Source organism: Rhizobacter fulvus (assembly GCF_964020785.1).
On the sequence record NZ_OZ224516.1, the window covers coordinates 3,602,706 to 3,628,727 of the forward strand.

Here is a 26,022-nt window from a genome sequence, read left to right on the forward strand (position 1 = left end):
ACTCCGCCTCGCATGCACCACTTCAGCCGCCACATCGAACGCCACCGCACCGACCGGATCGGCTGGTTGCGCGCTGCGGTGCTCGGCGCCAACGACGGCATCGTCTCGACCGCCAGCCTGCTCGCGGGCGTCGCGGCGGCGAACGCGAGCCATGCGACGATCCTGACGACCGGGATCGCCGGCCTGGTGGCGGGGGCGATGTCGATGGCGGCGGGCGAGTACGTCTCGGTCCACTCTCAAGCCGACACCGAGGCGGCCGACCTGGCGCGCGAACGCCGCGAACTGACCGACGACCCGGCCGGCGAGCATCGCGAACTGAAGGCGATCTATGTGGGCCGCGGGCTCGATCCCGACCTCGCCGACCGGGTCGCGGAAAGCCTGATGGCCCACGACGCCATCGGTGCCCACTCGCGCGACGAGCTCGGCATCTCGGCGACGCTGCAGGCGCGTCCGGTGCAGGCCGCGCTCGCGTCGGCCGCCAGCTTCGCGGCCGGCGCCGCGCTGCCGCTCGCGGTGGCGGTGGTGGTGCGCGGCAGCGCGTTGCTGCCGTGGCTCAGCGTGATGTCGCTGCTGTTCCTCGCGCTGCTCGGCGCCACCGCCGCACGAGCCGGCGGCGCCGGGGTGCTCGTCGGTGCCTGGCGCGTGACCTTCTGGGGCGCGCTCGCGATCGGCATCACGGCCGGCGTCGGGGCACTGTTCGGCGCCGTCGTCTGACGGGCGTCGTCCTTTTCGTCCTTCCTTCCTTTCACCCGCCTCTCCGAGCGTAGCTTTCCATGCCGTCCCTTTCGTACGACCGCCGTTCCATCTTCTTCCACTGGCTGACCGCCGGCCTCGTCGTCGCGCTGTGGCTGGCGGGCCAGACCATCGACTGGTTCCCCAAGGGCGATGCCCGCGTCGCCGCCCGCAGCCTGCACATCGTGTTCGGCGCGCTGCTCGCGCTGGTGATCGCGCTGCGGATCTTCTGGCGCCTGTCGCCCGGTGCCGCCCACCCTCCGCCGGCTGGCGCCGGCGCGCTCGACACGGCGGCAGGCCTGGCGCACCGCCTGCTCTATCTGCTGCTCGTCGTCACGGTGGCGCTGGGCGTGGCCAACGCCTGGGTCCGGGGCGACAGCGTCTTCGCGCTGTTCAAGATCCCCGCGTTCGATCCGGGCAACCGCAACCTGCGTGAGATGGTCGAGGACTGGCACGGCCTCGCGGCGAACATGTTGCTGGGCCTGGCGCTGTTCCACGCCGCGGCGGCGCTGGTGCATCAATTCGTGCTGAAGGACGACCTGCTGCGGCGCATGTGGCCGCGGCGCTGACCGCGGGCGGCCTCAGTCCCGGCGCACGACGGCCACGTGGGCCCGGATTTGCGCGTCGATCGGCCCGGTCCCGAAACGCCGGGTCAGCGCGGCGGCGCAGAACTCGGTCGCCGCGGCCAGCCCCTCGGGTGACCGGGTGGCGATTTCATTGCGCAGCGGCGTGCCCTGGCAGTAGGCGATCGCGGCCGCGAGCGCGGACGGCGCGCGGCTGCGCGCGGACACGATCTCGAACCGCGCGGGCGCCACGAAGCCGGCCTTCGCCAGGTCGGCCGCGAGCGGGGCGTGCTCGTGGTGGCCGTGCGGCGTGCGCGCCATGAAGCGTGGCGGGTCGGCGGGGTAGAGCTCGGCGAGCGCCTGCGTGACCGCGTCGGCGATCTCGTTGGTCTCGATCCGATCCCAGACGTTGAACAGGAAGCTGCCGCCCGGGCGCAGCACGCGTCGCACCTCGGCATACGCGCCGGGCCGGTCGGGGAAGAACATCACGCCGAACTGGCAGACCACGGCATCGAAGCTGGCCGCGTCGAACGGCAGCTGCTGCGCATCGGCCGGCTGCCAGTGCACCGGGCGCGCGGTGCCGATCGCCTCGGCCCGCGCCAGCATCGGCGGGTTCAGGTCGGTCGCGACGATGTCGGTCGATGCGGGCAGCGCCCGCGCCAGCGCCCGCGTGACGACGCCGGTGCCGGCCGCGGTCTCGAGCACGCGTGCCGGGTTCAGCGCGGCGACCCGCGCCGCCATGTCCACGGCGTACGGCTCGAAGATCAGCGGCACCATCAGGGTGTCGTACAGCTCCGGGATCGAGCCTGCGAAGACCGTGTCGGTCGCGGATCCGTCCATGCCGGGCTCCTTCGTGTGCGCCGCGCGGGCGCCGCGGTCGAACTATGCCAGGCGCGCCCGGTGCCGCGCCACCTGCGCGCGCACCTGCGCCGGTGCGGTGCCGCCGAGCAGGTTGCGGGCGTTCAGCGAGCCGCGCAGGCTCAGCACCTCGTAGACGTCGTCGGCGATCGTCGGGTTGAACGACCGGAGCGTGTCCAGCGGCAAGTCGGACAGGTCCATGCCGCGCTGGATCGCGAACTTGACGGCATGCGCGACGACCTCGTGCGCGTCGCGGAACGGCAGGCCCTTCTTGACCAGGTAATCCGCCAGGTCGGTGGCGGTCGCGTAGCCGCGCAGCGCGGCGCGCTCCATCGCCTCGGGCTTCACGGTGATGCCCGCAACCAGTTCGATGAAGATGCGCAGCGTGTCCTTGAGCGTGTCGACCGTGTCGAACAGCGGCTCCTTGTCTTCCTGGTTGTCCTTGTTGTAGGCCAGCGGCTGGCCCTTCATCAGCGTGATCAGCCCCATCAGGTGGCCGACGACGCGACCGGTCTTGCCGCGCGCGAGTTCGGGCACGTCGGGGTTCTTCTTCTGCGGCATGATCGACGAGCCGGTACAGAAGCGATCGGCCAGGTCGATGAAGCCGAAGTTCTGGCTCATCCACAGCACCAGTTCCTCGCTGAGGCGCGAGAAGTGGATCATGCACAGCGCGGCGGCCGAGGTGAACTCGATCGCGAAGTCGCGATCGCTCACGGCGTCCAGGCTGTTCTGGCAAACCCCGTCCATGCCGAGCGTCTTCGCGACCCGCTCGCGATCGAGCGGGTAGCTGGTCCCGGCCAGCGCCGCGGCGCCGAGCGGCAGCCGGTTCGTGCGCCTGAAGACATCGCCCATGCGCTCGGCATCGCGCGAGAACATCTCCACGTACGCCAGCAGGTGGTGCCCGAAGCTCACCGGCTGAGCCACCTGCAGGTGCGTGAAGCCGGGCAGGATGACGTCGGCGTTCTTCTCGGCCACCTCGACGAGCGCGCGCTGCAGCTCGTTCAGCAGCCCGCCGATCGCGGTGATCTCGTCGCGCAGCCACAGCCGCACGTCGGTCGCGACCTGGTCGTTGCGCGAGCGGCCGGTGTGCAGGCGCTTGCCGGCGTCGCCGACCAGGCTGGTCAGGCGCGCCTCGATGTTCAGGTGCACGTCTTCGAGGTCGAGCTTCCATTCGAAGCGGCCGGCCTCGATCTCCTGCGTGATCTGCGCCATGCCGCGCTGGATCGCCGCCAGGTCGTCGGCGCCGATGATCTGCTGCGCCGCCAGCATCTCGGCGTGCGCGAGCGAGCCGGTGATGTCCGCCCTCCACAGCCGCTGGTCGAAGCCCACGCTGGCGGTGTAGCGCTTGACCAGGTCGCTCATCGGCTCGGAGAACAGCGCCGACCAGGCCTGGGATTTTTTGTCGAGTTGGTTGGAGGACATGCGTGCGGCGCTGGACAATGCGGGTCAGCCGGATTCTATCGAGGCCCCTCCTTGATTCGTCGCTCGTTCCCGCCCGACACCCCCGCGCCCGTGGCTTCGCGGCCCGGTGAACTGCGCACCTCCGGCTTCGGCACCACCTTGTTCGACGCGCTCGCGCCGCCGCCGGCCCCGGCCGCGCCGACATCCGATTCGGTCTTCGATGTGTGCCACGTCGGCGTCGTGCTGCGGGCCCTGCTGTTCGTGCACGGGGTGCTCGCGATCGGCGCGCTGTTCGTCGCGCCGACCTGGGCCAGCTGGCTGGTCGCGTTCGCGACCGGCTCGAGCGCGGCGCTGCCGGCGGTGCTGGTCTGGCTGCTCGTGGCCTGCGCCGCGCGTCGGCCGTTCGGCGCGTTGCCGGTGCCCGGGCAATGGGCGGTGGCGATCGGCCTGGGCGCGGTCAGCGGCGCGGCGGGCTCGGTCTTCGTCTGGCTCGCGGCCGGCGACCCGGCGGGCGTGCCGGCCTGGCTGGCGCCGGCGCTGGCCGGTGCCGCGCTCGCGGCGGTCGTGTTCCAGTGGCTGCAGCTGCGTGCCGAGGCGCTGCTGCCGGCCGACACGACGGCGCGGCTCGCGGAGCTGCAGTCGCGCATCCGGCCGCATTTCCTGTTCAACACGCTGAACACCGCGCTGGCGCTGGTGCGCCACGACCCGGCCCGCGCCGAGGCGGTGCTCGAGGACCTGGCCGAGCTGTTCCGCGTCGCGATCACCGAGAACGCCGAATCGGTGTCGCTGGCCGAGGAGGTCGAGCTCGCGCAGCGCTACCTCGCGATCGAGCAGGTGCGCTTCGGCGACCGGCTGATCGTGACCTGGGAGCTCGATCCCGACGCCGGCCACGCCCGCGTGCCGCCGCTGCTGCTTCAGCCGCTGGTCGAGAACGCGGTGCGGCACGGCGTCGAGCCGGCCGACGGTGGCGGCGTGATCCGGGTGCGCACGCGGGTCAAGCTCGGACGCGCGCTGATCTCGATCGTCAACAGCGTGCCGCCGAACGGCTCCGAACCGGGCCACGGCATCGCGCTTCGCAACGTGCGCGACCGGCTGCGCCTGATGCACGACGTCGCGGCCCAGTTCGAGACCCGGCGCGACGCCGACGTGTTCCGCGTCCAGATCGTGGTGCCCTTGTGAGCGCGGCCGCTTCCGTCCTTCGCGTGCTCCTGGTCGACGACGAGGAACTGGCGCGCCTGCGCCTGCGCGGCCTGGTGCACGACTGCGTCGAGCCGAAGGCCAGCGTCGTCGGCGAGGCCGCGAATGCGCTGCAGGCGCTGGCCTGGCTGGCCGGGAACGAGTGCGACGCGGTGCTGCTCGACGTGCAGATGCCCGGACGCGACGGCACGCAACTCGCCGCCGAGCTCAAGCGGCTCGCCAATTCGCCGGCGGTGGTGTTCGTCACCGCGCATGCGCAGCACGCGCTGCAGGCCTTCGATCTGGAGGCCGTCGACTACCTGACCAAGCCGGTGCGCCGCGAACGCCTGCACGCGGCGCTGCAACGCGTCGCGCAGCGGCGCGCGCTGCGGCAGGCGAGCCCGTCGCCGGTTGCGGCTGCGGACGAGGCGCCGGCCCTCATGGTCACCGACCGCGGCCGCGTGCTGCGCGTGCCGCTGGCCGAGGTGTTGTATTTCAAGGCCGAGCTGAAGTACGTGACGCTGCGCACCGCCGACCACACCTACGTGCTCGACGAGGCGCTGAGCGACCTCGAACAGCGCCTGGGCGACGGCTTCCTGCGCGTGCACCGCAATGCGCTGGTCGCGCGCAACGCGGTCCGGGCGCTGGAGCGCCGCACGCTCGCCGGCGAACGCGACGACGACAGCGGCGAGGGCTGGGCCGTGCGCATGGCGCCGGTCGACGAATGGCTCGCGGTGTCGCGCCGTCAGGTCGCGGCGGTGCGCGACGCGCTGGTGACCCTGGGCCGTTGAGATGGTCGTCGACCTGCCGCGGCGCTGGCGCTGGACGATCGTCGGCGCGTGCGCGGTGGTGGTGGCGCTCGGGCTGGTCTTCGTCGGCCTGACGCGGTTGGAGGGCGGTGCCGCGAGTGCCGCGACGCCGGCGATCGCACGGGCCGCGGCGGTCGCACCGCGCAACGCGGTGGCGCGCCCCGATCCGCCCGAGCCGGCCGCGTCCGCCGCCGAGCGGCACGCGAGCGACGAAGTCCAGGTCTGCGGCGGCGCGTGGGTGCGGACCGAGCCCGACGGCTCGTTCGACCGGGCCGAGTTCGAGCGCGCGACCGGGCTGCCGCGACAGCGCGAGCGCGTGCTGGCGGCGCTGCGTTCCAGCCCGAGCGAACTGGCGCGCGCCGCGGCGCTGTTGCTGGCCGCTGCCGACACCGCGGAGCCGGCGGCGCCGCCGGCACGCGTGGCCGACCCGCTCGCGCGGATCGCGCTGGCCTCGACCGACCCGCGCGTCTATGCGCTCGCGTTCAAGGCCTGCGGTGGACTGCGCGAGCGCGGCGAAGGCGCCTGCCGGATGCTAAGCGCCGAGCAGTGGGCGCGCCTGGACCCGGACAATGCCGCCCCGTGGCGCTTCATCCACGCCGCCGCGTCGGCCCGCGGCGACCTGGCGGCGCAGGAGGAGGCGCTGTTCCGACTGGCCCGCGCGCGCCGCAGCGCGAGCGGCTTCTTCGACGTGGCGGGCACCGTGCTGGCCGTCATGCCGGGCGACGAGGCCGCGCTGCTCGCGGCGTCGACGCTGGTGACCGAGGCCATCGCCATCGAGGCGGCGGTGGCGCTGCCTTCGATGCAGCCGCTGGTGCAGGCCTGCCGGGGCCCTGCGTTGCGCGATCCGAACCGGGCCCAGACCTGCGGGCTGCTCGCCGAGGCGCTGACCGAGCGTGCCGACACGCTGCTCGACCGCATGATCGGCGTCGCAGTCGGCCGGGAGATCGGCTGGTCGGTGCAGCGCACGGAACGGATGCGGGGCGAGTACACCGCGTACCTGGCTTCGCTAACGGACTCGGGCGCGCCCGTGCGCAACGCCGAATCGCTGGGGTGCGCCCGCATCCGCCGCGATCTCGATCGCCTGCGTCGGACCGCTGCGCTCGGCGAGGTGGGTGCGATGCGTGAGTGGGTGACGGCGTCGGGCAAGCCGGCCCGGGTGGACCCGGTCCGCTAGGGCCGCTCGATGAACAACGCCGCGCACAGCGCGACGCCCACGAGGTACATCAGCCAGGTCCGCGAGACCGCGTACGGGTACAGCATCAGCGCCACGCCGATCCACACCTTCAGCGGTTGCGCGTTCTTGCGCCCGTAACGGAACGCGCCGAGCCCGACCAGCCCGAACACGATCGCGCCGAAGATGTAGGCCGGGCTCGGCAGCGTGAGCCCGAGCGCCTGCAACTGGGTGAGTTCGTCCATCGCTGCCGATGGTACTCAGGTCGCGGCCGCGGCCGACAGGTGGTCGACCAGGCGGCGCGCCGCCGCCTGCAATGCATCGAAGCGGCGGTAGCAGACCACGAACTGGCGGTCGGCCCACGCGTCGCGCAGCGCCACGACGCGGATCCCGAGCCCGGCCGCGTTCGCTGCCACCTGCGCGGGGATCACGCTGACGCCCAGGCCGGCCGCGACGACGCGCAGCGCGGCGTCGAAGTTCGAGACGATCACCCGGTAGCGCACCGTGTGGCCACTGCGCGCCGCGGAGCGCCGCAGCATCGTGTGCACCGCGGTCGACGGCGCGAGGCCGACATGGTCGTGGTCGAGGGTCTGCTCGAAGCGCAGCGCGCGGTGTGCCGCCAGCGGGTGATCGGCCGGCACGGCCAGCGCGAGCCGGTCGCGCCGGTAGGGGCGTTGCTCCAGGCCATCGAGCGGGGTGTGGTCCCAGCAGACGCCGAGCGCCGCGCTGCCGTCGCGCAGTTCGCGCACCAGGTCGGTCGAGATGCGCTCCTCGATGTCGACCTGGATGTCGCGGTTCGACGGCACGCGCATGAACGCGGCGAGGTCGTCGAGCAGCGATTCCGCGATCGCCGAGGCCGAGGCCAGCAGCCGCACCTGGCCGCGGCCGGCGACGCCGAGCGCGGCGACGTCGCGCTCGATCCGGTCGACGCTGAACAGGATGCTGCGCGCATGTTCGAGCAGCGCCGCGCCGGCCGGCGTGACCTCGACGCCGCGGCGATGCCGCGCCAGCACCGGCGTGCCGAGCGTCGCTTCGAGCTGGGCGATGCGCTTGCTGATCGCCGACGGCTCGATGTGTTCCTGCTCGGCGGCGCGCGCGATGCTGCGCAGGTCGCTGACGGCGACCAGCAGGCGCAGGGTCTTGAGATCGAGGTCGGGCATGGGGCGTACAGACATTCCGGTTCGGAAGCATAGCCGTTCCGAATTACTACTGGTGGTTCGCGTCGGAATGTCTACAGTCGCGGGCAACGATCGATCCCGCCGCACCGGCCCCGACCGGCGCGCACGCCAGGAGATTCCCGAATGACCCGCTTTCCCCGCACCGCGATCGTCCGCGAAGTCGGCCTGCGCGATGGCCTGCAAAGCGTCGCGACGATCATGTCCACCGCCCGCAAGCTGGAGTGGATCCGGCGCGCGCATGCGGCGGGCCAGCGCGAGATCGAGGTCGGCTCGTTCGTGCCCGCGCGCCTGCTGCCGCAGCTGGCCGACACCGCCGAGCTGCTCGCGTATGCGAAGACGCTGCCGGGCCTGGTCGCGTCCGTCCTGGTGCCGAACCTGAAGGGCGCCGAGCGCGCGATCGCCGAGGGCGCCGACTGGATGCTGGTGCCGCTGTCGGCGAGCCACGCGCACAGCCTGGCGAACCTGCGCAAGACGCCGGACGAGGTCGTCGCCGAGGTGGCGAGGATGCGCGCGGCGCGCGACGCCGCCGGCTCGCGCACCCGCATCGAGGGCGGCGTCGGCACGGCGTTCGGCTGCACCCTGCAGGGCCGGGTCGAGCCCGACGAGGTGCTGCGCCTGATGCAGGCACTGCTCGACGCCGGCGCCGACCGCGTCAGTCTGGCCGACACCGTCGGCTATGCCGATCCGCGCAGCGTGCGCAAACTGTTCGAGCGCGCCCGCGTGTTGGCCGGCGAACGCTTCGCCTGCGGCCACTTCCACGACACGCGGGGGCTCGCGCTGGCCAACGTGGCGGCGGCGCTCGAGGTCGGCGTGAACCGCTTCGACGCGTCGCTCGCCGGCATCGGCGGCTGCCCGCATGCGCCGGGTGCGAGCGGCAACGTCGCGACCGAGGACCTGGCCTTCATGCTGGAAGCGATGGGCTGCGCGACCCACCTGCAGATCGAGCGGCTGCTCGACCTGCGCGCCGATGTGGCGGGCTGGCTCGACGGCGAGGCGACCCACGGCACGCTGTGGCGCGCCGGGCTGCCCAAGACCTTCGCGGGGCGCGCGACGCCCGCCGAAGCGGCGCCGGCAGCATCCCCCGCGCCGGCCGAACGCCCGCTGCCGCTGGCCGGCGTGCGAGTCGTCGAGTTCACGCACATGGTGATGGGGCCGACCTGCGGGATGATCCTCGCCGACCTCGGCGCCGAGGTCATCAAGGTCGAGCCGCCGGGCGGCGACAAGACGCGCCAGCTGCCGGGCCTGGGCATCGGCTTCTTCCGCAGCTTCAACCGCAACAAGAAGAGCGTGGTGCTCGACATCGCGACGCCGGAAGGGCACGCCGCGGCGGTCGAGTTGAACGGCGCCAGCGACGTGCTGATCGAGAACTTCCGCCCCGGCCTGATGACCGCGCTGGGGCTGGACCACGCCGGCCTGGCGGAGCGCTTCCCGCGCCTGATCGTCGCCTCGCACAAGGGCTTCCTGCCCGGGCCGTACGAGCACCGCCTCGCGCTCGACGAGGTCGTGCAGATGATGGGCGGGCTGTCGTACATGACCGGGCCGCCCGGGCGGCCGCTGCGCGCCGGCACCAGCGTCAACGACATCATGGGTGGCATGTTCGGCGCGATCGGCGTGCTCGCCGCGCTGCGCGAGCGCGAGCTCACCGGGCGCGGCCAGGAGGTGCAGAGCGCGCTGTTCGAGAACTGCGTGTTCCTGTCCGCGCAGCACATGCAGCAGTTCTCGATGACCGGCGAGCCGCCGCCGCCGATGCCGGCGCGCGTCTCGGCCTGGAGCGTCTACGACGTGTTCACGCTGGCCGGCGGCGCGCAGCTGTTCGTCGGCGCGGTCAGCGACAAGCAGTTCCTGACGCTGTGCCGCGTGATCGAGCGGCCCGACCTGGCCGACGACCCGGCGCTGGCCACCAACGCGCAGCGCGTCGCGGTGCGGCCGGAGTTGCTGCGCCGCCTCGGCGAGACGCTGCAGCAGTGGGACATCGCGGACCTGTCGGCGCGCCTCGAAGCCGCCGGCCTGCCGTATGCACCGATCGTGCGTCCGGAGCAGCTGCTCGACGACCCGCACCTGCGCGCCAGCGGCGGCCTCGTGCCGATGGACACCGGCGACGGCGGCAGCACCGACGTTGTCCTGCTGCCGCTGTTGATGGGCGGGCGCCGCCCGGCGGTGCGACAACCGCTCGCGCGCATCGGCGAGCACACCGACGAGGTGCTCGCGCGCTTCGCGCCGGCCGACGCGCACGCCTCGACCCCTTCTTGATCCACAACGAAGCGGCGCCGCCGCTCAGGAGACTCGCATGACCCGATTCACTTCGTCCCGCCGCCAGGTGCTGGCCGCCCTCGGCGCCCTGGCGTTGCCCGCGCTGGCGCAGACACCGAATGCCGACCGCCCGATGCGCGTGATCCTCCCGGTCGGTGCCGGCTCGGGCGTCGACACGATCATGCGCGCCGCGAGCCCGGCCCTCGCCAAGGCGCTGGGCCAGCCGGTCGTGATCGAGAACCTCCCCGGCGCCGGCGGCATCACCGGCACGACCGCGCTGGTGCGCGCCGCGCCGGATGGCGCGACGATCGGCGTGGTCTCGAACAACCACGTCGTGAACCCGAGCGTCTACAAGAAGATGCCGTTCGACGCGCTCGCCGACATCACGCCGATCAGCGTGATCGGCGAGACGCCGTTCGTGCTGGTGGTCAACCCGGCGCACGTGCCGGCGAAGAACGTCAGGGAACTGGTCGCGTTCCTGAAGGCGAAGCCCGGGGCGTACAACTACGCGTCGTCGGGCAACGGCACGATCATCCACCTCGCCGGCGCGATGTTCGTCGAGGCCGCCCAGGCCATGTGAAGCACATCCCGTACAAGGGCGTAGGCCCGCAGATCGCCGACCTGATCGGGGGGCAGGTCGAGCTCGGCGTGGTGGCGGTACCGGCCGCGCTCGGGCATTTGAAGAGCGGCGCGCTGCGCGCGATCGGCGTGATGGGCAAGGCGCGCGTGCCCTCCTTGCCCGAGCTGCCGACGATCGCCGAGCAGGGTCTGCCGGACGTGGACGTCGGCGGCTGGTTCGCAGTGATCGCACCGCCGAAGCTGCCGGCCGCCGAGGTCAGGCGCCTGCACGCCGCGGTGCTCGCCACCTTCGCGTCGCCCGACGTGAAGGAGGCGATGGCGCGGCAGGAGAACCTGATCCACCCCAGCACGCCCGAGGCTGCGGCGCAGTTCTTCCGCAGCGAGCAGGAGCGCTACGCGAAGATCGTCAGGAAGTCGGACATCCGGCTCGACTGACCCGGCGCCGGCCGACGAGACCGATGCCGAGCAGTCCGGCGATCATCAGCGCGTAGGTGCCGGGCTCGGGCACCGCGGCGACCGTCAGGCCGAGCAACGGCGGCGAGATGGCGGTGTTGCCGCCGATGCCGAAGTCACCGATCAGCGTCGCCGCGCCGGTGCCGAGGTTGATCGCGTACAGGCCGCTCTTGCCGGTGTCGGTGCCGTCCAGCGTCAGGCCCGCGTAGGCCATGTTCGCCGTGCCGGCGATGTCGAAGCCGAGCACGCCCGTCGTGTTGAAGCCCAGTCCGCCGACGAAGCTCAGCACGCCGCCGCCCGGTGCGCCGGTGAAGTACAGGCCGTCGGTGGCCGAGTCGATGAAGTACAGGCCGACGCTGCTGGTCGCGGGGTTCGCGTCGTTGTCCTTGTAGGCCGCGCCGGCGGCACCGATCGTGCCGCCGCTGAAGCTCAGCGCGGTCTGCGCGGTGGCCGCGCCGGTGCTGGCGTTGACCGCGAGGTTCTGACCGGTGTCGCTGGTGATGCGCAGCGAGGCCGCGCCGTTGGTGTCGGCGACCGGGTTGAAATCGAAGCCGAACGCGGTGCCGTTGAGCGCGATGCTCAGGTTGCCGACCTTGGTGGCGACGCCGGTGCTGGCGTCGAGGGTGTAGAGCTTCGAGTCGGTGCTGACGCCGTAGATCAGGCCGTTGGTCGGGCGCGTGTCGATCGCCAGGATGCGCTGGTTGGTGCCCTCCAGGCCGGTGATGGTCGTCAGCGCGGAGCCGTTCTGCGGCGTCGCGGCGCCGAACGAGATCAGCGCGTTGGTGGTCGTCAGGCCGATGACCTGCTGGGCCTGGGCCGGCGCCGCGAACGCGAACGCGGCGCCGACGACGGCGCTGAGGGTGGCACCGCGCAGCGCGGCGGGGAGGACGGGGTGTGGCATGGGTCGGGCTCCTGGAGTGGGTCGTCGGCGGCGTGAGAAATGCCACACCGCACTCGGACTACGCCGCCCCCCAGACACCGGATGCGCCCCGCAGCAATATCCCTTTACATTGCGGGTGAATCCCCACGCCGGGATCAGCCGGTGTTGCGCAGCCCGGCGGCCACGCCGTTGATCGAGATGTGGATGCCGGTCTGCACGCGCGCGTTCTCCGGGTCGCCTTCCTTGCGCTGGCGATAGCGCCGCATCAGCTCGACCTGCAGGTGGTTCAGCGGATCGAGGTACGGGAAGCGGTGCTCGATCGAGCGCGCCAGCGACGGGTTGGACGCGAGCCGGTTGGTCTCGCCGGTGATCAACGCGAGCGCGTCCGAGGTGGCCTGCCACTCGGCCTTGATCAGCGCGAAGATCTTCTTGCCGAGCCTCTTGTCCTCCACCAGTTCGACATAGCGCGCCGCGATCGCCAGATCGCTCTTCGCGATCACCATGTCGAGGTTGGACAGCAGCGTTCCGAAGAACGGCCACTGCTTGTGCATCTTGCGCAGCAGCGCCAGGCGCTCGGTGCGCTGCTTCGGCTCCTTGCCGAGGTACTGCGCGATGGCGCTGCCGAAGCCGCACCAGCCGGGCAGCGCCACGCGGCACTGGCCCCAGCTGAACGACCACGGGATCGCGCGCAGGTCCTCGATCGCACGCGTCGCCTTGCGCGAGGCCGGGCGCGAGCCGATGTTGAGCTCGGCGATCTCGCGGATCGGCGTCGCGCTGAAGAAGTACTCGGTGAAGCCGGGGGTCTCGTAGACGAGCTTGCGGTAGGCCTTGAAGCTGCCTTCGCTGATCGCCGCGGCGGCGTCGAGGAAGGTTTTCGGCGCGCTCTTGGTCGGGTTCAGCAGCGTCGCTTCCAGCGTGGCTGCGACCAGGGTCTCGAGGTTGCGCCGGCCGATCTCCGGGTGCGCGTATTTCGACGCGATCACCTCGCCCTGCTCGGTCAGGCGGATCTGCCCGTTCACCGTGCCCGGCGGCTGCGCGAGGATGGCCTGGTAGCTCGGGCCGCCGCCGCGGCCGACCGTACCGCCGCGGCCGTGGAACAGGCGCAGCGTGATGCCATGGTCCTGGCGCAGGCTGCCGAACAGGGCGACCAGGTCGATCTCGGCGCGGTACAGCTCCCAGTTGCTGGTGAAGCTGCCGCCGTCCTTGTTGCTGTCCGAGTAGCCGAGCATGATGTCCTGCTCGGCGCCGCTTCTCACCATCATCGCGGTGATGCCGGGCAATGCGTAGAACGCCCGCATGATCGGCGCGGCGTTGCGCAGGTCGCCGATGGTCTCGAACAGCGGCGAGACGATCAGGTCACTGACCGCACCGTCGTCCAGCGTGCCGCGCAACAGGCCCACTTCCTTCAGCAGCAGCATCACCTCGAGCAGGTCGCTGACGTCCTCGGTGTGCGAGATGATGTAGTGGCGCATCGCGGCGCGGCCATAGCGCGCGAGCATCACGACCGCGGCTTCGAAGATCGCGAGCTCGGCGACCGTGTGTTCGCTGTACGCGGCGGCGCGCACCCGCAGCGGCCGGGCGTCGTTGAGCTGCTGCACGAGCAGGGCGCGACGCGCGTCTTCGCCGAGCCCGCTGTAGTCGGCCTCGACCTTCGCGACCTTCAGCAGCTCGGCGACGACCGACTCGTGCTTGTCCGAGCTCTGCCGCAGATCGACCGTCGCGAGGTGGAAGCCGAACACCTGCACCGCGCGCATCAGCGGCTTCAGGCGCGGCGCCGCCAGCGCGTGGGCGTGGTGCGCGGCGAGCGACGCGTCGATCACCTTCAGGTCGGCCAGGAACTCGTCGGCCGACTCGTACGGGTTCTGCGGTGCGACCGCGTGACGCAGCGCCTCGGTGCCGGTGAAAAGTTCGAGCGTCGCAGCCAGCCGCGCGTACATGCCGATCAGCGCGCGGCGGTAGGGCTCGTCCTCGCGGTGGACGCTCTGGTCGGGGGACTGTGCCGCCAGGGCCTGCATCGGCGCGGTGACCGGTGCGAGCGACGCCGAGATCGACAACTCCGCGCCGAGCTCGTGGATCTCGGTCAGGTAGAAGCGCAGCACCGTCTCGGCCTGCCGTGCCAGCGCCATCTGCAGCGTGTCGGCCGTGACGAACGGGTTGCCGTCGCGGTCGCCGCCGATCCAGTTGCCCATGCGGAAGAACGACGCGATCGGGTGGCCGGGCAGCGCGTTCTCGAGCTCGCGGTACATCTTCGGGATTTGGCGCAGGAAGGTCGAGCGGTAGTAGCTCAGCGCGTTCTCGATCTCGTCGCCGACCGTCAGCTTGGCGGTGCGCAGCATGCGGGTCTGCCAGATCTGCGTGACGCGGGCGCGAATCAGCGCCTCGTTCTCGGCTCTCTCGCGCTCGGTGTGGAGAGCGTCGCGCTGCTCGACCAGCTCGGCGATCGTCCGTTCGGCGTCGAGGATGCTCTTGCGCTGCACCTCGGTCGGGTGCGCGGTGAGCACCGGCGAGATGTAGGCGTGCGCCAGCGTCTGCGCGATGTCCGCGGCCCGGATGTCGGCGGCGGCCAGGCGCTCCAGCGTCATCGCGAGCGAGCCTTCCTGCAGGTGGCCCTGGCGCTCGTGGTGGTCGCGGCGCCGCACATGGTGGCGGTCTTCGGCGATGTTGGCCAGGTGCGAGAAGTAGCTGAAGGCGCGGATCACGCTGACGGTCTGGTCACCGGAGAGGTTCTTCAGCAACCGGTCCAGCGCGCGACCCGCCTGCGCGTCGCTCTTCAGCCGGTACGCGACCGACAGCTGGCGCACCCGCTCCACCAGCTCGAACGCCGCCTTGCCCTCCTGCTCGCGGATCACGTCGCCGAGGATGCGACCGAGCAGCCGGATGTCGTCGACCAGCGGACGGTTCTTCTCGGCGGCGTCGGTGGTGATGGTCTTGCGCTTCGCCGCGGCCTGGCGCGTCGGGGAGGTTGCGGCAGTTGCGGCTGTGGCCATGCGGGTCTCGGTCGTGTAATTTGGTTACGAAGGACGAATCCTAGCAGCCACTGCAAGAGCCGCGCCTGCTAGCATGCCGACCATGCCCCAAGCCGCTGCCGACGCCACCCTAATCGCCACCCGCGAGAGTCGCCTCGCCCTCTGGCAGGCCGAGCACGTGCGTGATCTGCTGACGCGCCGTTTCGGACTGCGGGTCGAGCTGCTCGGCATGACCACCCGCGGCGACCAGATCCTGGACCGCACGCTGTCCAAGGTCGGCGGCAAGGGGCTGTTCGTCAAGGAACTCGAGACCGCGCTCGAGGAAGGTCGCGCGCACCTGGCGGTCCACTCGTTGAAGGACGTGCCGGTGGACCTGCCCGAGGGCTTCGTCCTCGCCGCCGTCCTCGACCGCGAAGATCCGCGCGACGCGTTCGTCTCGTCGCGCTACCGCACGCTCGACGAGCTGCCGCAGGGCGCGACCGTCGGCACCTCGAGCCTGCGGCGCGTGGTGCAGCTGCTCGGCGCACGGCCCGACCTCGTCGTGCAACCGTTGCGCGGCAACCTCGACACGCGGCTGCGCAAACTGGACGAGGGCGGCTTTGACGCGATCGTCCTCGCCGCCGCGGGCCTGATGCGCCTGGGCCTGGCCGAGCGCATCGCCTCGCGCTTCGAGCCGGAGGCGATGCTGCCCTGCGCGGGGCAGGGCGCGCTCGGCATCGAGGTGCGGGCCGACGCGACCGCGCTGCGCGAGCAGCTCGGCCGGTTGACCCATCGCCCGACGTGGCTGGCGGTCCAGGCGGAGCGCGCCGTGTCGCGCGCGCTCGGCGGCAGCTGCAGCATGCCGCTCGCGGCGCACGGCACCTGGCATGGCGAGACGCTGACGCTGCGCGCCGCGCTCGGCGACGGCGAATCACCGACCGCGCCGCTGCTGCGTGCGCAGGCGAGCGCGACGGTCCACACCGACGAGCAGGCCCGCGCCCTCGGCGAACACGCGGCGCAGACGCTGCGCGACGCCGGCGCCGCCGCCTATCTCGGCGTCAAGCCCTGAGCGCGCGGGACGTGCCGCCGTGCGGGTGATCGTGACCCGGCCCGCGGCGCAGGCGGCCGACTGGGTCGACCGCCTGCGCGCCAGCGCGATCGATGCGGTCGCGATGCCGCTGATCGGCATCGCGCCGGTCACCGATCCGTCGGCGTTGCTCGCCGCCTGGCGCGGGCTCGCGCAACGCGATCTGGTCGTCTTCGTCAGCCCGAACGCGGCCGAGCAGTTCTTCGCGCTGCGTCCTCGCGGCGTGGCGTGGCCGGCCCGTCCGCAGGCCGGCTCGCCCGGGCCGGGCACGACGCGCGTGCTGCTCGGGCTCGGCGTGCCGGCCAGCGCGATCGTCGAGCCCGCCGACGATGCGGCGCAGTTCGACAGCGAGGCGTTGTGGGCGCGCCTGCGCACGCAGGACTGGCAGGGCAGGCGCGTGCTGATCGTGCGCGGCGATGGCGGGCGCGACTGGCTCGCGCAGACCTTGCAGGCGGCGGGCGCGCAGGTCGAGCATGTGGCCGCGTACCGACGCCTCGCGCCGCCCCTGGACAGCGATCACGCGGCGCTGCTGCGCGCCGCGCTCGAGCGCCCCGAGGCTCATCTCTGGTTCTTCAGCAGTTCCGAGGCGATCGACAACCTCGCCGCGGCGCCGCTCGTCACCGACGCGCGAACCGATTGGGCCCGTGCCCGTGCGCTGGCCACGCACCCCCGCATCGCCGCGCGTGCGCGGCAATTGGGGTTCGCACGCGTGACCGAGGCACGACCGTCGCTGGCCGCCGTGATCGCCTGCATACAATCGATCGGACCGTGACCGACGACCTCTCGAACGCCCCTCCGCCGCCGGCCCCGCCGGCCCTCGTCGCGCCGCCGCCCGCTGCTGCTCCCGTGCGCGCGCTGTGGATCGCGCTGGCCGTCATCGGCGCGTTGTGCGTCGCGAGCCTGGTGCTGGCCTGGAAGGCCGACCAGCGCGGCAGCAGCCTCGAGCAGGAACTGGTGCGCCGCCAGCAGGACAACAGCGGCAAGGTCGCCGAGGCGCGCGCGCTGTCGAAGCAGGCACAGGAGAACGCCAGCGACACCGCCGCCAAGGTGGCGCTGCTCGAGGCCCGCGTCGCCGAGGTGGCGGTGCAGCGCGGTCAGCTCGAAGACCTGATCCAGTCGCTCTCGCGCTCGCGCGACGAGAACGTGCTGGTCGACATCGAGGCGGCGATCCGCGTCGCCCAGCAGCAGACCGCGATCACCGGCAGCGCCGAGCCGCTGGTGGCCACGCTGAAGCAGAGCGACGAGCGCCTCGCGCGCTACAGCCAGCCGCGCCTGGAGGGCGTGCGCCGCGCCATCGTGCGCGACCTGGAGCGCGTGCGCGCGACCAGCGTCGCGGACATCGCGTCGCTCGGCATCAAGCTCGACGAAGCCATCCGCGTCGTCGACGACCTGCCGCTGCTCGGCACGGCCGATTCCCGCAGCGTCAAGGAGCCGGCACGGCCGGCGGTCGCCAAGCCGGTCGTCGCGGCAAAGGCGGCGGCGTCCGCGGCGAGTTCGCCGGCCGGGTGGGGCGGGCCGGTCCTCGACACCTGGAACGCGTTCGGCGAGAAGGTCTGGAGCGAGGCGAAGTCGCTGATCCGCGTGACCCGCATCGAGCACCCCGAGGCGATGCTGCTCGCGCCCGAGCAATCGTTCTTCGTGCGCGAGAACCTCAAGCTGCGGCTGCTGAACGCGCGGCTCGCGCTGCTCAGCCGCCAGTTCGACACCGCGCAGGCGGACCTGCAGGCTGCGCTGGTCACGCTCGACCGCTACTTCGACCGCGGCTCCAAGCGCACGCTGCTCGCGACCGAGCTGATCCGTCAGGTCGCCGGGCAGGCGCGCCAGGTGGTGGTGCCCAGACCGGACGACACGCTCGCCGCGTTGACCGCCGCCGCTGCCGGCCGCTAGAGCGCCATGCGCAACATCATCTGGTTCGTCCTGTTGTTCGGCGTGGCGGTGCTGGCCGCGACCACGCTGGGCACCAACGACGGGCTGGCGACGTTCTACTGGCGCGGCTGGCGGCTCGACGTGTCGCTGAACCTGTTCCTGATCGCGTTGATCGGCAGCTGCTTCCTGATCGTCGCGGCGATCCAGGGCATCAGCGCGCTGGTCGGCCTGCCGCGGCGGGCGCGCGAGTGGCGCGTCGCGCGGCGCGACCGAAGCGCGCAGGCCGCGCTGCGCGACGCGCTGGCGCAGTATTTCGGCGGCCGCTACAGCCGGGCGCAGAAGTCCGCGCAGCGCGCGCTCGTCATCCAGGCGGACACGCCCGAGCTCGCGCAGGACAACGAGTTCACCGTGCTCAGCCACCTGCTCGCCGCCGGCAGCGCCCACCGCCTGCAGGACCGTGTCGTGCGCGACGAGCAATTGCGCCATGCGCTCGAGCTCTCGCGCCGCAGCGCCGCCGCGCGCTCGGCCGAGGAGGGCGCGCGGCTGCTCGCCGCCGAATGGGCGCTCGACGACCGCGACGCACCGCGCGCGCTCGAACTGCTCGGCGAACTGCCGCAGGGCGTCGCTCGCCGCACCCACGCGCTGCGCCTGCGCCTGCAGGCCACGCGCCTGGGCCGCCAGCCCCAGGAGGCGCTCAAGACGGCGCGGCTGCTTGCCAAGCATCAAGGGTTCTCGAAGGTCGCCGCGCAGGGCCTGCTGCGCTCGCTGGCGTTCGAATCGCTCGATACCGCCCACGACATCGACCAGCTCAAGCGCGTCTGGGCCCAGTTCGACCCGGTCGACCGGCGCGACGGTTTCGTCGCCGCGCGCGCCGCCGACCGCGCCGCCGCACTCGGCGCGCACGAGGACGCGCGTTCGTGGTTGCGACCGTTCTGGGACGCACCCGCCGAGATCGGCCCGGAGGAACGCGCCGCCGTGTCGTTCGGCCTGGTCAGCGCCATTCCCGGCATCGGGCCCGAGTGGCTGCCACGTCTCGAGGCGGCCGCGACAGCGTTCACCCGCGAGGGCGCGGTCGCGCTCGCCGTCGGCAGCGCCCTGGCCGAACGCCAGTTGTGGGGCAAGGCACGGCTGCTGCTCGAGCAGGCCGCCAACGACACCGCCCTGGCCGCCGGCCCCCGTCGCAAGGCCTGGCTGGGCCTCGCGAACCTGGCCCGGCAGGAGGGCGACGAGAACCGCGCCGCGCGCTGTTTCGAGTCCGCCGCGCGGCTGGCGTGACGGCTCTCTAAAACTGCTATACTGCGTGGCTGCGCGGCTGTAGCTCAGCTGGATAGAGTACTTGGCTACGAACCAAGGGGTCGTGGGTTCGATTCCTGCCAGCCGCACCAGAACAATTCGTTCTAGAACGACAGCCTGGAAACCTCGGTTTCCAGGCTGTTTTTCTTTGGGGCGATCACTCGTACTTCAGGTACTTGAACCGCGGGTCGTCCGGCGTGCCCTCGAGCGCCGAGTCGGCGCCGGGCCGCCACATCACCACGTCCTCGATCCTGGCCGCGAGCTCGAAGTCCTTGTCGGTCACGCCCTTGGCGGCGTGGTTCATCAGCTTGACGGTCACGAAGGCGTACGACACCGTCAGATCGGGGTGATGCCAGGCGGCTTCGGCCAGATGGCCGACGGTGTTCACGACCATCAGCGTCGACTTCCAGCCGCTCGTCTTGAACTTGCGGCGGATCCAGCCATCCTCGTAGTGCCAGGTCGGCAGTTCGTCCACCAGCCTCGCGTTGATCTCGTCGACGGCGTAGACCGCGTCCTTCGTCTGCTTGCGCCAGGTGGTCATGGGCGTCTCCCGGGTGTTTCGATGACACAGTGTCCTCCGGGCGATACAGTTCTGCGGGGGAATGGCGATTTCCCCGCGGGAACAGAGCTTGCTCCCTCGACCCGCAGCATTCGCCATCTTCCGGGCGGTGCGCCACCACCATGGGCCTTGTCGCCACCCACAATCCGCTGCGGATGGACACCGAACGCCACGACACCGTCACGCTGCGGGCGCCGGCACGCCTGCACCTCGGTTTCCTCGACCCGTCGGCCTCGCTCGGGCGCCGCTTCGGCAGCGTGGGGCTGGTCATCGAGGGCTTCGAGACCGAGGTCGAGCTCGGTGCCGCGGTGGTCGATCGCGTGACGGCCGACACGCCGGAAGGCGACGCGCAGATGGAGCGCGCGAGCAGCTATCTGCGGACCTTGCGCGAGCACAGCGGCCGCGTCGACACGCTGCACCTGCGGCTGCTGCGCGTGCTGCCGGCGCACGGTGGCTTCGGCTCCGGCACGCAGCTGGCGTTGACGATCGCGCGCGCGTTCGCGCAGTGGCACCGTCTGGACGTGGGCACGCCCACGCTGGCGCACTGGCTCGGGCGCGGCCGGCGCTCCGGCATCGGCATCCACGGCTTCGACCTCGGCGGGCTGATCGTCGACGGCGGCCCGGCGGCCGATGGGCGCCCGGCGCCGCTGCTCTCGCGCATCGCGTTGCCCGAGGAGTGGCGCATCCTCGTCGTGCAGGACGAGCGGGAGCAGGGCCTCGCCGGCAACGACGAGAAGGGCGCGATGGCGGCGCTCGGCGCGATGCCCGCCGCGCGCTCGGCCGAGATCTGCCACGAGGTGCTGATGCGCGTGCTGCCGGGTGCGGCGAGCGCGGAGTTCGGCATCTTCGCGCGCGGCATCACGCGCATCCAGCAGTTGCTCGGCGCGTACTTCGCGCCGGTTCAGAACGGCCGCGCCTACACCAGCGCCGCGGTCGGCCGCCTGATGGACTGGATCGGCGCCAGTGGCCACGAGGCCGCGATCGGCCAGAGCTCGTGGGGACCGACCGGCTTCGCGATCGTCGAGTCGCAGGCGCGTGCCGAGGCGCTCGAGCGCACCGTGCGCGCGGCGGGCCTGGTCGAACCGGGCCTCGCGCTGCGCATCGTCGCGCCCCGCAACCACGGCGCGCAGGTCATCGATCGCCGCGCGATGCGGCGGGTGCGCTGAGCGCCGCCGATACTCTTCATTCACGGTCCCCACCCGCCACGCCATGGAACGTCCGTACATCCTCCATCTGCTCACGCCGGGGCACCAGGCGAGCCCGTTCGACGTCAACATGGCGGCCGACGCCGGCTACCAGGTCATCACGCCGTACACCGATGTCGGCCTCGACCAGGTCACCGCGCTGACGCAGGACGCGATCTTCTCGCGCGGCCCGAAGGGCGTCGCACGCACCGGCATCTTCGTCGGCGGGCGCGATGCGCTGCTGGCGGCCGACATGCTCGAACGCGCGAAGGCCGCGATGTTCAAGCCCTTCGTCGTCTCGCTGATGGCCGATCCCAGCGGCGCCTACACGACCGCCGCGGCGATGGTCGCGTGCGTCGAGGCGGCGCTGCAGCGTCACCACGCGGCCGCGCTGATCGGGCAGCAGGTGCTGGTGGTCGGCGGGACCGGCCCGGTCGGCCGCATCGCCGCGGTGCTGGCGGCGCAGGCCGGCGCCACCGTGCGCATCGCCAGCCACAGCGGCCTGGCCGCGGCGCAGAAGGCGGCGGCGGACACCGGCGCGCGCTTCGGCGTCGAACTGCACGGCACCTCGGGCGCCAGCTCGGCCGAACTGCGCGACGCGCTCGCGCAGACCGGCGTCGTGCTCGCCTGTGCGGCCGCCGGCGTGCAGGTGGTGTCGGCCGACGACCTGGCCATCGCAAGACAGCTGAAGGTGGCCGCCGACGTGAATGCGGTGCCGCCGGAGGGCATCGCCGGCGTCGGCGTGATGGACGACGCCAAGCCGCTCGCGGGCGCGGCGGCCGGCGCGGTCGGCATCGGTGCGCTCGCGATCGGCAACGTCAAGTACCAGACCCAGCATCGCCTGCTGCTGAGCATGGTCGGGGCCGAGAAGGCGCTGGTGCTGAGCTTCCCCGAGGCGTTCGCCGCAGCGCGCGCGTACCTGGCCGAGCAGGCGGCCAAGCCGGCCGGCTGAGCGCGCGTGCGATGAGCGTGCTGGCCGTCGCGGCCATGTCCGCGCGCCTGCTGGCGGAGGCCGCCGCGCTCGATGGCCACCGCGTGGTCGCGCTCGATCTGTTTGGCGACCTCGACACGCGCCGCGCGTCTCAGCGCTGGTTCCAGATCGGCGCCGCGAGCGGGCTGCGGCTGGACGGGGCGCGCGTGCTCGATGTCCTCGGCGAACTCGCGAGCGGTGTTGCCGGGGACGCCGTGCTCGGCTGGGTCCCCGGCAGCGGTCTCGAAGGTCTGCCCGACGTGCTGGAGGCGGGCGCGAAACTGCTGCCGCTGATCGGCACGTCGCCCGCCGCGGTGCGGCGCGTCCGTGATCCGCGCGCGTTCTTCGACATGCTGGACGCGCACGCGATCGGCCATCCGCCGGTCAGCTTCGAGCCGCCGGCCGACCGTACCGGCTGGCTGCTGAAGGACGCTCGCGGCAGCGGCGGCTGGCACATCCGCGCCGCGGCGAGCGACGATGCGGTCCGCCTGGACGGCCCCCGCTACTTCCAGCGCGAGATGGCCGGCGTGCCGATGTCCGCGACCTTCCTCGCCGATGGCGCGGAGGCGGTGCTGCTCGGGCTGAACGAGATGATCGTGCGGCCGTCGGGCGCGCGGCCGCACGTGTACGCCGGCTGCATCGGGCCGGTCACGGTGCCGGCGGCACTGGCGCGGGAAATCCAGGCGGCGGTGCACCTGTTGACACGATCGTTCGGCCTGCGCGGCTGGTGCAGCCTCGATTTCATGCGCGGCGAGGACGACGCGCTCGGCGTGCTCGAAGTCAACCCGCGCCCTCCGGCCAGTCTCGCGCTGTATGCGCAACGCGGCCTGTTCGACGCCCACGTGCGCGCCTGCCTGCACGCCGAACTGCCGCGCGCCGATGCCTTCTCGCGGCAAGGCGTCGCGGGCACCGAGATCGTCTACGCGCGCCGGCCGCTGACCCTGTCGTCGCACGCCGCGCAAGGCCTGGCCCACCGGGCCGACGCGCACGACCTGCCAGCCGCCGGCGCGGTGTTCTCGTCCGGCGACCCGGTGTGCAGCCTGAGCGCCAGCGGCCACGGCGCCGCGCAGGTGAGGGCGCTTCTCGCTGCGGCGTGCGACGATCTGCTCGAGACCCTGGAGACCTCCCGATGACCGATTCCCGTTCTCCGCTGGCCGGCTCGCCGCTGAGCGTCAACCGGCTGGCGCGCCCGCTCGTCGACCGCCTGCTGGCCGAAGCCGATGCGCTCGCCCTGACGGTCACGCACGACGCGAGCGGCGCCTGCCTCGTGGATGCCGGCATCGCCGCGCGCGGCAGCATCGAGGCCGGTCTGCTGATCGGCGAGATCTGCATGGGCGGGCTCGGCCGTGTCGGCATTCGCAGCGACGGGCTGGAGGGCTGGCCGACCTGGCTCGAGGTGCGCAGCGCGCAGCCGGTGCTCGCCTGCCTCGGCAGTCAGTACGCCGGCTGGAGTCTGGCGGCGAGCAAGGAAGAGACGGGCGGCAAGAAGTTCTTCTCGCTCGGCTCCGGCCCGGCGCGGGCGCTCGCCGCCAAGGAGGCCCTGTTCGGCGAACTGGGCTACCGCGACCAGGCGGCGGCCGGGGTGCTGGTGCTCGAGGTCGATCGCGTTCCGCCGAAGGTCGTCGTCGACAAGCTGCTGCGCGATTGCGGCCTCGAGCCGGCCGGGCTGACGCTGATCCTGACGCCGACCACCAGCCTCGCCGGGACCACGCAAGTGGTCGCGCGGGTGCTGGAAGTCGCGCTCCACAAGGCGCACGAACTCGGCTTCGCGCTCGGTGACATCGTCGAAGGCGTCGCGAACGCGCCGTTGCCGGCGCCGAGCCCCGATGGCGTGATCGCGATGGGCCGCACCAACGACGCAATCCTGTACGGCGGCCGCGTCCACCTCGGCGTGCGCGGCGACGATGCCGCGGCGCGCCGGCTCGCCCAGCAACTGCCTTCGCGCAACTCGCGCGACTACGGCCGGTCGTTCGCCGAGATCTTCAAGGAGGTCGAGTACGACTTCTACAAGATCGACGGCGCGTTGTTCGCGCCGGCCGAGGTCTGGGTCAGCAACCTCGACAGCGGCAACACCTGGCATGCCGGCGCGCTGAACATGCCGCTGTTGCAGGGCCTCTGGCTGCAGCAGGCCTGAGCCGCGCGCGCGATGATCCGCGTCGCGATCATGACCGACGAAACCGGCTGGCACACGCGCCAGTTGCAGGCGGCGTTGCGTGCGCGCGGCGCGAGCGGCCGTTGCATCGACCTGGCCGCCTGCGACATCGACACCGCGCATGCGCCGCACGGCCTGACGATCCCCGGCTTCGGCACCACCTTGCCCGACGCGGCGCTGGTGCGCGGCATCGCCGGCGGCAGCTTCGAGCAGGTGACCAAGCGTCTCGGCGTGCTGCATGCGCTGCGCGAGCTGGGCGTGCCGGTCTACAACGACGCGCGCGCGATCGAGCGCAGCGTCGACAAATCGATGACCAGCCTGTTGCTGCACGCCGCCGGCATCCCGACCCCGCCGACCTGGGCGACCGAGTCGCTCGCGCAGACACGCCGCATCGTGATGCGCGAGGACGCGGCCGGGCACGCGCTCGTGCTCAAGCCGCTGTTCGGCTCGCAAGGCAAGGGCCTGCGGCTCGTCGGTCGGATCGACGGCGTTCAGCAGCCGATGCCGGAACTCGCCGGCGGGTACGGCGGGCTGGCCTATCTGCAGCGCTTCGTGCCGTCCGTCACCGAGCCCGGGTTCGACTGGCGCGTGCTGGTGATCGGCGGCCGTGCAGTGACGGTGATGCGCCGGGTCAGCGAGGGCTGGATCCACAACGTCGCGCAAGGCGCGCGTTGCGAGCCGGCCCCGCTGACCGCGTCGCTCGCGGAACTCGCCGAGCGCGCGGCCGCTGCGCTCGCACTCGACTACGCGGGCGTCGACATGATCCCGACCCCTGCCGGTGCGCAGGTGCTCGAGGTCAACGGCGTTGCCGCGTGGCGCGGCCTGCAGCGCGTGACCGGCTTCAACATCGCGCGCGCCCTCGTCGACGACCTGCTCGATCGGCGGCTCGCCAGCCGCCGGCAGACGCCGGGCGCGGAGCGGGTGGCGTGAACGCCGCGCCGCGCGATCCGGCAGCGTGCTACCTGGCGGCCTGCGAGCTGGACGTCGCGGTGCGCAAGCCCGGCAACGTGAGCCGGTTCTCGGCCGGCCACCGCATGGAGGCCGCGATGTTCAGCGCCAGCGCGCGCGCCTCGGTCGGTCCGATGTTCCGGCGCGGCACGCGTGTCGGCGAGCGGGTCGAGGCGGCGGTGGCGGCCACGTGGGACGTTGCCGGCTGCAACACCAACCTCGGCATCCTGCTGCTGTGTGCACCGATCGCGCGGGCGGCCGAGTTGCATCCCGGGGCGACCGATCCGCCGGCGCTGCGCGCCGCGGTCGAGGCGGTGCTGGCCGACCTGGACGTCGCCGACACGCGCGCCGCCTACCGCGCGATCGCGCAGGCCCGGCCCGGTGGCCTGGGATCGGCGGCGGAACAGGACGTCCACGCGCCACCGAGCATCGACCTGCGCGCCGCGATGGCGCTTGCGGCCGAACGCGACTCGATCGCGCGCCAGTACCGGGACGGGTTCGCGGACCTGTTCGCGGTCGATCTGCCGGCGCTCGCGACGGCGCTGGCGGGGTCGGACGCGGCGCTCGTGCCACCCGCGTCCGCCGCGGCGAGCGCGGCCGTGCAGCGCATCTACCTCGGGTTTCTGGCGAGCTGGCCCGATTCACACATTGTTCGGAAACACGGCGCGGCGCTGGCACACATTGTCATGGCCGCGGCGCAGCCGTGGCACGCCCGGGCGCTGGCCGGCGAGCACCTCGACGCCGACGCCACGTTCGCCGCCTGGGACGCGGAACTGAAGGATGCCGGGCTGAACCCCGGAACCAGCGCCGATTTGACGGTCGCGACGCTGTTCGTCGCGGCCCTGCTGAGTCCGCGCCCCACGCGTCCCTGAGCCCCCGCGTTCTCCGCGCCGCCAGCGGCCGGCGGATGGCACGGAACGTGTTATCCACTAGGCCGCGCTGGTGGTTTGGCCAGTGGCGACGACTAC

23 protein-coding genes, 1 tRNA gene and 2 pseudogenes are annotated in these 26,022 nt (G+C 72.3%); 19 read left to right on the forward strand and 7 right to left on the reverse strand.

Annotation, left to right across the window (positions count from 1 at the left end; translation table 11 throughout):
* Positions 1–12 precede the first annotated feature (12 nt).
* Together ACWH49_RS16995 and ACWH49_RS17000 are read left to right on the forward strand one after the other, a co-directional pair.
* Positions 13–714, forward strand: coding sequence for a VIT1/CCC1 transporter family protein (locus ACWH49_RS16995; protein WP_056462211.1), 702 nt, complete (start codon positions 13–15; stop codon positions 712–714).
* 59 nt (positions 715–773) lie between these two features.
* The gene (locus tag ACWH49_RS17000; RefSeq protein ID WP_448172530.1) at positions 774–1,301 is read left to right on the forward strand and encodes a cytochrome b; all 528 of its coding nucleotides are present in this window, start codon (positions 774–776) and stop codon (positions 1,299–1,301) included.
* 12 nt (positions 1,302–1,313) lie between these two features.
* On the opposite strand, the gene ACWH49_RS17005 is transcribed toward ACWH49_RS17000, so the two are convergent.
* Both ACWH49_RS17005 and argH read right to left on the reverse strand, forming a co-directional pair.
* The gene (locus ACWH49_RS17005) at positions 1,314–2,135 is read right to left on the reverse strand and encodes a class I SAM-dependent methyltransferase (RefSeq protein WP_448172531.1); all 822 of its coding nucleotides are present in this window, start codon (positions 2,133–2,135) and stop codon (positions 1,314–1,316) included.
* 42 nt (positions 2,136–2,177) lie between these two features.
* On the reverse strand, positions 2,178–3,575 hold the full coding sequence (gene argH, locus ACWH49_RS17010; RefSeq protein WP_448172532.1) for an argininosuccinate lyase: 1,398 nt from the start codon (positions 3,573–3,575) through the stop codon (positions 2,178–2,180).
* A gap of 51 nt (positions 3,576–3,626) precedes the next feature.
* On the opposite strand from argH, the gene ACWH49_RS17015 reads away from it, so the two are divergent.
* Genes ACWH49_RS17015 through ACWH49_RS17025 form a run of 3 tightly spaced genes read left to right on the forward strand, consistent with a single transcriptional unit; the run spans position 3,627 to position 6,713 of the window.
* Positions 3,627–4,733 carry a histidine kinase gene (locus ACWH49_RS17015; protein WP_448172533.1) on the forward strand — a complete coding sequence of 369 codons (1,107 nt, stop codon included), beginning with the start codon at positions 3,627–3,629 and terminating at the stop codon, positions 4,731–4,733.
* A 23-nt stretch (positions 4,734–4,756) separates the two neighbouring features.
* Positions 4,757–5,521, forward strand: coding sequence for a LytR/AlgR family response regulator transcription factor (locus ACWH49_RS17020; RefSeq protein WP_448172534.1), 765 nt, complete (start codon positions 4,757–4,759; stop codon positions 5,519–5,521).
* A 1-nt stretch (position 5,522) separates the two neighbouring features.
* Positions 5,523–6,713, forward strand: a complete 1,191-nt coding sequence (locus ACWH49_RS17025; RefSeq protein ID WP_448172535.1) for a hypothetical protein — start codon at positions 5,523–5,525, stop codon at positions 6,711–6,713.
* Here the strand turns inward: ACWH49_RS17025 and ACWH49_RS17030 are convergent.
* The gene (locus ACWH49_RS17030; protein ID WP_448172536.1) at positions 6,710–6,955 is read right to left on the reverse strand and encodes a hypothetical protein; all 246 of its coding nucleotides are present in this window, start codon (positions 6,953–6,955) and stop codon (positions 6,710–6,712) included. The two genes, ACWH49_RS17025 and ACWH49_RS17030, sit on opposite strands and share 4 nt — an antisense overlap.
* Before the next feature lie 15 nt (positions 6,956–6,970).
* The gene (locus ACWH49_RS17035) at positions 6,971–7,870 is read right to left on the reverse strand and encodes a LysR family transcriptional regulator (RefSeq protein WP_448172537.1); all 900 of its coding nucleotides are present in this window, start codon (positions 7,868–7,870) and stop codon (positions 6,971–6,973) included.
* A gap of 141 nt (positions 7,871–8,011) precedes the next feature.
* On the opposite strand from ACWH49_RS17035, the pseudogene ACWH49_RS17040 reads away from it, so the two are divergent.
* The 3 genes and pseudogenes from ACWH49_RS17040 to ACWH49_RS17050 all read left to right on the forward strand — a co-directional run.
* Positions 8,012–8,953, forward strand: a pseudogene (locus ACWH49_RS17040) (hydroxymethylglutaryl-CoA lyase); the annotation flags it as partial.
* 75 nt (positions 8,954–9,028) lie between these two features.
* The gene (locus ACWH49_RS17045) at positions 9,029–10,138 is read left to right on the forward strand and encodes a CaiB/BaiF CoA transferase family protein (RefSeq protein WP_448174361.1); all 1,110 of its coding nucleotides are present in this window, start codon (positions 9,029–9,031) and stop codon (positions 10,136–10,138) included.
* 37 nt (positions 10,139–10,175) lie between these two features.
* Positions 10,176–11,152 (forward strand): annotated as a pseudogene (locus tag ACWH49_RS17050) (Bug family tripartite tricarboxylate transporter substrate binding protein).
* On the opposite strand, the gene ACWH49_RS17055 reads toward ACWH49_RS17050, so the two are convergent.
* Both ACWH49_RS17055 and ppc read right to left on the reverse strand, forming a co-directional pair.
* Positions 11,124–12,071: a DUF4394 domain-containing protein gene (locus ACWH49_RS17055; protein ID WP_448172538.1), complete on the reverse strand. Its 948-nt coding sequence runs from the start codon at positions 12,069–12,071 to the stop codon at positions 11,124–11,126. The pseudogene ACWH49_RS17050 and the gene ACWH49_RS17055 overlap by 29 nt on opposite strands.
* Before the next feature lie 134 nt (positions 12,072–12,205).
* Positions 12,206–15,037, reverse strand: coding sequence for a phosphoenolpyruvate carboxylase (gene ppc, locus ACWH49_RS17060; protein ID WP_448172539.1), 2,832 nt, complete (start codon positions 15,035–15,037; stop codon positions 12,206–12,208).
* Positions 15,038–15,119: 82 nt separating this feature from the next.
* Here ppc and hemC point away from each other — a divergent pair, with 82 nt between their 5' ends.
* From hemC to ACWH49_RS17085, 5 genes are all read left to right on the forward strand, one after another.
* Positions 15,120–16,064: a hydroxymethylbilane synthase gene (gene hemC / locus ACWH49_RS17065; RefSeq protein ID WP_448172540.1), complete on the forward strand. Its 945-nt coding sequence runs from the start codon at positions 15,120–15,122 to the stop codon at positions 16,062–16,064.
* Positions 16,065–16,083: 19 nt separating this feature from the next.
* Positions 16,084–16,854: a uroporphyrinogen-III synthase gene (locus ACWH49_RS17070; protein WP_448172541.1), complete on the forward strand. Its 771-nt coding sequence runs from the start codon at positions 16,084–16,086 to the stop codon at positions 16,852–16,854.
* Positions 16,851–17,969, forward strand: a complete 1,119-nt coding sequence (locus ACWH49_RS17075) for a uroporphyrinogen-III C-methyltransferase (protein WP_448172542.1) — start codon at positions 16,851–16,853, stop codon at positions 17,967–17,969. The genes ACWH49_RS17070 and ACWH49_RS17075 overlap by 4 nt, the downstream gene beginning before the upstream one ends.
* Positions 17,970–17,975: 6 nt before the next feature.
* A complete protein-coding gene (locus ACWH49_RS17080; protein ID WP_448172543.1) occupies positions 17,976–19,223 on the forward strand; it encodes a heme biosynthesis HemY N-terminal domain-containing protein in 1,248 nt (415 codons plus the stop codon).
* Positions 19,224–19,256: 33 nt separating this feature from the next.
* Positions 19,257–19,333 (forward strand) — tRNA-Arg (locus ACWH49_RS17085).
* Positions 19,334–19,398: 65 nt separating this feature from the next.
* Here ACWH49_RS17085 and ACWH49_RS17090 read toward each other — a convergent pair.
* Positions 19,399–19,782, reverse strand: a complete 384-nt coding sequence (locus ACWH49_RS17090) for a 4a-hydroxytetrahydrobiopterin dehydratase (protein WP_448172544.1) — start codon at positions 19,780–19,782, stop codon at positions 19,399–19,401.
* 173 nt (positions 19,783–19,955) lie between these two features.
* Here ACWH49_RS17090 and ACWH49_RS17095 point away from each other — a divergent pair, with 173 nt between their 5' ends.
* The 6 genes from ACWH49_RS17095 to ACWH49_RS17120 are packed head-to-tail and all read left to right on the forward strand — an operon-like array spanning position 19,956 to position 25,926.
* Positions 19,956–20,966, forward strand: a complete 1,011-nt coding sequence (locus ACWH49_RS17095; RefSeq protein ID WP_448172545.1) for a beta-ribofuranosylaminobenzene 5'-phosphate synthase family protein — start codon at positions 19,956–19,958, stop codon at positions 20,964–20,966.
* Between the two features lie 43 nt (positions 20,967–21,009).
* Positions 21,010–21,936, forward strand: coding sequence for an NAD(P)-dependent methylenetetrahydromethanopterin dehydrogenase (locus tag ACWH49_RS17100; RefSeq protein ID WP_448172546.1), 927 nt, complete (start codon positions 21,010–21,012; stop codon positions 21,934–21,936).
* A gap of 11 nt (positions 21,937–21,947) precedes the next feature.
* A complete protein-coding gene (locus ACWH49_RS17105) occupies positions 21,948–23,087 on the forward strand; it encodes an ATP-grasp domain-containing protein (protein WP_448172547.1) in 1,140 nt (379 codons plus the stop codon).
* Entirely contained in the window at positions 23,084–24,088 is a 1,005-nt protein-coding gene (mch, locus tag ACWH49_RS17110) for a methenyltetrahydromethanopterin cyclohydrolase (RefSeq protein WP_448172548.1), read from the forward strand. The genes ACWH49_RS17105 and mch overlap by 4 nt, the downstream gene beginning before the upstream one ends.
* A 30-nt stretch (positions 24,089–24,118) precedes the next feature.
* Complete coding sequence (locus ACWH49_RS17115) at positions 24,119–25,036, forward strand: ATP-grasp domain-containing protein (protein WP_448172549.1); 918 nt, start codon at positions 24,119–24,121, stop codon at positions 25,034–25,036.
* Entirely contained in the window at positions 25,033–25,926 is an 894-nt protein-coding gene (locus tag ACWH49_RS17120) for a triphosphoribosyl-dephospho-CoA synthase (protein ID WP_448172550.1), read from the forward strand. Before ACWH49_RS17115 ends, ACWH49_RS17120 begins: the two co-directional genes overlap by 4 nt.
* The last annotated feature ends 96 nt before the right edge of the window (positions 25,927–26,022 follow it).